Raw genomic sequence first — 4,488 nt, 5'->3', positions numbered from 1 at the left:
TACTGAGTCAACGCCAGGGCGCTAATTACTCAGCGGCAGCTACCGGAGCTTCTTCAACGAACTGCTCGGTACCACCAGCAACGTGGTTGCGACCACGGATTACAGCGTCAGCCATCGAACCCATGTACAGCTGGATAGCGCGGATTGCGTCATCGTTGCCTGGGATGATGTAGTCAACGCCTTCCGGGCTGCTGTTGGTATCGACTACGCCGATAACAGGGATGCCCAGCTTGTTGGCTTCGGTGATCGCGATGCGCTCGTGATCAACGTCGATAACGAACAGTGCGTCAGGCAGACCGCCCATGTCCTTGATACCACCCAGGGAACGATCGAGCTTTTCCAGGTCACGGGAGCGCATCAGCGCTTCTTTCTTGGTCAGCTTGGCGAAAGTACCGTCTTCGGCTTGCACTTCAAGGTCACGCAGACGCTTGATGGAAGCACGGATGGTTTTGAAGTTGGTCAGCATGCCGCCCAACCAGCGGTGATCGACGTACGGCGAACCGCAACGTGCTGCTTCTTCAGCAACGATCTTGCCAGCGGAACGCTTGGTGCCGACGAACAGGATCTTGTTTTTGCCCTGGGCCAGACGCTCTACGAAAGTCAGAGCTTCGTTGAACATTGGCAGGGTTTTTTCAAGGTTGATAATGTGGATCTTGTTACGCGCGCCGAAAATGTATTTACCCATTTTCGGGTTCCAGTAACGGGTCTGGTGACCGAAGTGCACACCGGCCTTCAGCATATCGCGCATGTTGACTTGGGACATGATAGTTCCTTAATAAGTCGGGTTTGGCCTCCACGTATCCCAATGACCAACCAGCGGCATCAAGGCCTCCGGCACCCAGGTCATCGTGTCGACACGTGTGTGGATTTAAGCTTTGCGGGGTATCCCCGGAAAGCGGCGCATTTTATACCACACGAAGGACGAAAACGAAACCTGCAATCACATTTGCCAGCAACCGTGTTCGTGTAACCCCTTGAATAGAGCCGACATACCCCTACTCTATAGAGAGATGCGATTATCAGAGGCTCATGATTTGACGCCATCGTCTGTTAGAATCGCGTTTTTTGAGGCTTGTGCGAATTTCGTAACCATTTGTCGCACGCCCGTAAACCGTATTGATTTCAGCGCGTCGCGCTAGAGAGAGCCTGTATGACCGTTAGTTTGAAAACCGCCGAAGACATCGCCGGCATGCGCATTGCCGGCAAACTGGCTGCCGACGTGCTGGAAATGATTGCCGAGCATGTCAAGCCAGGCGTCACCACCGACACTCTGAACCAGATCTGCCACGACTATATAGTCAACGTGCAAAAGGCCATCCCTGCCCCACTGAACTACAAGGGCTTCCCCAAATCGATCTGCACCTCGATCAACCACGTGGTCTGCCACGGGATTCCAGGCGACAAGCCGTTGAAGGACGGCGACACCCTGAACATCGACGTCACCGTGATCAAGGACCGCTATTTCGGCGATACCAGCCGTATGTTCCACGTCGGCAACGTGCCGGTCTGGGCTGAGCGCCTGTCCCAGGTCACCCAGGAATGCATGTACAAGGCCATCGAGATCGTAAAACCTGGCTGCCGCCTGGGCGATATCGGTGAAGTGATCCAGAAGCACGCAGAAAAGAACGGCTTTTCGGTGGTGCGCGAATTCTGCGGCCACGGTATCGGCACCGTATTCCACGAAGAACCACAGATCCTGCACTACGGCCGCGCCGGCACCGGCATGGAGCTCAAGGCAGGCATGACCTTCACCATCGAGCCAATGATCAACCAGGGCAAAGCCGACACCAAGGTGCTGGGCGACGGTTGGACCGCCATCACCAAGGACCGCAAGCTCTCGGCCCAGTGGGAACATACCCTGCTGGTCACCGAAACCGGCTACGAGATCTTCACCCTGCGCGCAGACGACACGATCCCTCGCGTTTCGGCGTGATGGTTGCCTCGGTTTTCCAGCTACACCGTTGTGACTGACTCAATAGACAGATAGGAAAGCCGATCGATGCCCCAGGTGGACCCCGAACTCTTCGACCGTGGCCAGTTCCAGGCCGAACTGGCCCTGAAGGCAAGCCCCATCGCCGCCTTCAAGAAGGCTATCCGCCAGGCCCGCGAGGTGCTCGATGAGCGCTTTCGCAGCGGCCGGGACATTCGTCGGCTGATCGAGGACCGCGCCTGGTTCGTCGACAATATCCTGCAAAAGGCCTGGGAGCAGTTCAGTTGGAGTGAAGACGCCGACATCGCCCTGGTAGCGGTCGGCGGCTACGGTCGAGGTGAGTTGCACCCCTACTCCGACATCGACCTGCTGATCCTGCTGGACAGTGCCGATCATGAGATCTTTCGCGATTCCATCGAGCGTTTTCTGACGCTGTTGTGGGACATCGGCCTGGAGGTCGGCCAGAGCGTGCGCTCGGTGGACGAATGCGCCGAAGAGGCACGCGCCGACCTCACCGTCATCACTAACCTGATGGAAAGCCGCACCATTGCCGGGCCGGAACGCCTGCGCCAGCGCATGCTGGAGGTCACCAGCACCGCGCATATGTGGCCAAGCAAGGAGTTCTTCCTGGCCAAGCGTGCCGAGCAAAAAGCCCGGCACCACAAGTACAACGACACCGAATACAACCTGGAACCCAACGTCAAAGGCTCTCCGGGCGGGCTGCGCGACATCCAGACCATCTTATGGGTGGCCCGCCGCCAGTACGGCACCCTCAACCTGCGCGCCTTGGCCGGTGAAGGCTTTCTGGTCGAGAGCGAAAATGCGCTGCTGGCCTCGTCCCAGGAGTTCCTGTGGAAGGTGCGATACGCCCTGCACATGCTCGCCGGGCGCTCCGAAGACCGCCTGCTGTTCGACCACCAGCGCTCCATCGCCACCCTGCTGGGGTTTGAAGGCGAGGACGCGAAAACCAGCATCGAAAGCTTCATGCAGCAGTATTACCGCGTGGTCATGAGCATTGCCCAGCTCAGCGACCTGATCATCCAGCACTTCGAAGAGGTGATCCTGGCGCCGGAAGACGAAGCCCCGCCGCAGCCGATCAACTCGCGCTTCCAACTGCACGACGGCTATATCGAGGCGCGCAACGACAATGTATTCCGTCGCACGCCGTTCGCCATGCTGGAAATCTTTGTGCTGATGGCCCAGCAGCCGGAAATCAAAGGCGTGCGCGCCGATACCATCCGCCTGCTGCGGGAAAACCGTCACCTGATCGACGATGATTTTCGCAACGACATCCGTAACACCAGCCTGTTTATCGAACTGTTCAAGTGCAAGATCGGCATTCACCGCAACCTGCGGCGCATGAACCGTTACGGCATCCTCGGCCGCTACCTGCCGGAGTTCGGCTTTATCGTCGGGCAGATGCAGCACGACCTGTTCCACATCTATACCGTCGACGCCCACACCCTCAATTTGATCAAACACCTGCGCAAGTTGCAGTACACCCAGGTGTCAGAAAAATTCCCGCTGGCCAGTAAACTCATGGCCAAGCTACCCAAACCCGAACTGATCTATCTGGCCGGCCTGTACCACGACATCGGCAAAGGCCGGCATGGCGACCACTCTGAAGTCGGCGCGGTCGATGCCGAAGCCTTCTGCCAGCGCCACCAATTGCCGCAGTGGGACAGCCGCCTGATCGTGTGGCTGGTGCAGAACCACCTGGTGATGTCGACGACCGCGCAGCGCAAGGACCTCTCCGACCCGCAGGTGATCCACGACTTTGCCGGGATCGTCGGTGATGAAACCCGCCTCGACTATCTTTACGTGCTGACCGTCTCCGACATCAACGCCACCAACCCGACACTGTGGAATTCCTGGCGCGCCAGCCTGTTGCGCCAGCTCTACACCGAGACCAAGCGCGCGCTGCGCCGTGGCCTGGAAAACCCGGTGGACCGCGAGGAGCAGATCCGCCGCACCCAAAGCGCGGCCCTGGATATCCTCGTGCGCGGCGGCAACGACCCGGATGACGTCGAGCAGCTATGGTCGCAACTGGGCGATGATTACTTCCTGCGCCACACCGCCGGCGACGTGGCCTGGCACAGTGACGCGATCCTGCAACAGCCGGCCGACGGCGGCCCACTGGTGCTGATCAAGGAAACCACCCAGCGCGAATTCGAGGGCGGCACGCAGATCTTCATCTACGCGCCGGACCAGCACGATTTCTTCGCCGTAACCGTGGCCGCCATGGACCAGCTCAACCTGAACATCCATGATGCGCGGGTTATCACCTCCAGCAGCCAGTTCACCCTCGACACCTACATTGTGCTCGACACCGACGGTGACTCGATCGGCGACAACCCGGTGCGCGTGAAAAAGATCCGCGAAGGCCTTACCGAGGCCCTGCGCAACCCTGATGACTACCCGACCATCATCCAGCGCCGGGTGCCGCGCCAGCTCAAGCACTTTGCGTTTGCGCCCCAGGTGACCATTTCCAACGACGCCCAGCGCCCAGTGACCGTGCTGGAACTCAGCGCACCGGACCGCCCAGGCTTGCTGGCGCG

Annotated in this window: 3 protein-coding genes; 2 read left to right on the top strand and 1 reads right to left on the bottom strand. The window is 59.2% G+C overall.

The annotated features are described in order from the left end of the window. Positions 1–25: 25 nt before the first annotated feature. Positions 26–763 carry a 30S ribosomal protein S2 gene (gene rpsB / locus FEM54_RS25520; RefSeq protein ID WP_003189158.1) on the bottom strand — a complete coding sequence of 246 codons (738 nt, stop codon included), beginning with the start codon at positions 761–763 and terminating at the stop codon, positions 26–28. Positions 764–1,150: 387 nt separating this feature from the next. Here rpsB and map point away from each other — a divergent pair, with 387 nt between their 5' ends. Together map and FEM54_RS25510 are read left to right on the top strand one after the other, a co-directional pair. After that, the gene (map, locus tag FEM54_RS25515) at positions 1,151–1,933 is read left to right on the top strand and encodes a type I methionyl aminopeptidase (RefSeq protein WP_138453548.1); all 783 of its coding nucleotides are present in this window, start codon (positions 1,151–1,153) and stop codon (positions 1,931–1,933) included. Between the two features lie 66 nt (positions 1,934–1,999). After that, a partial coding sequence (locus FEM54_RS25510) for a [protein-PII] uridylyltransferase (RefSeq protein ID WP_138453547.1) occupies positions 2,000–4,488 on the top strand: 2,489 nt, incomplete at its 3' end.

The sequence above is a fragment of the Pseudomonas edaphica genome, from assembly GCF_005863185.1.
GTDB lineage: Bacteria > Pseudomonadota > Gammaproteobacteria > Pseudomonadales > Pseudomonadaceae > Aquipseudomonas > Aquipseudomonas edaphica.
This window is presented reverse-complemented; position numbering and strand designations above follow the sequence as displayed.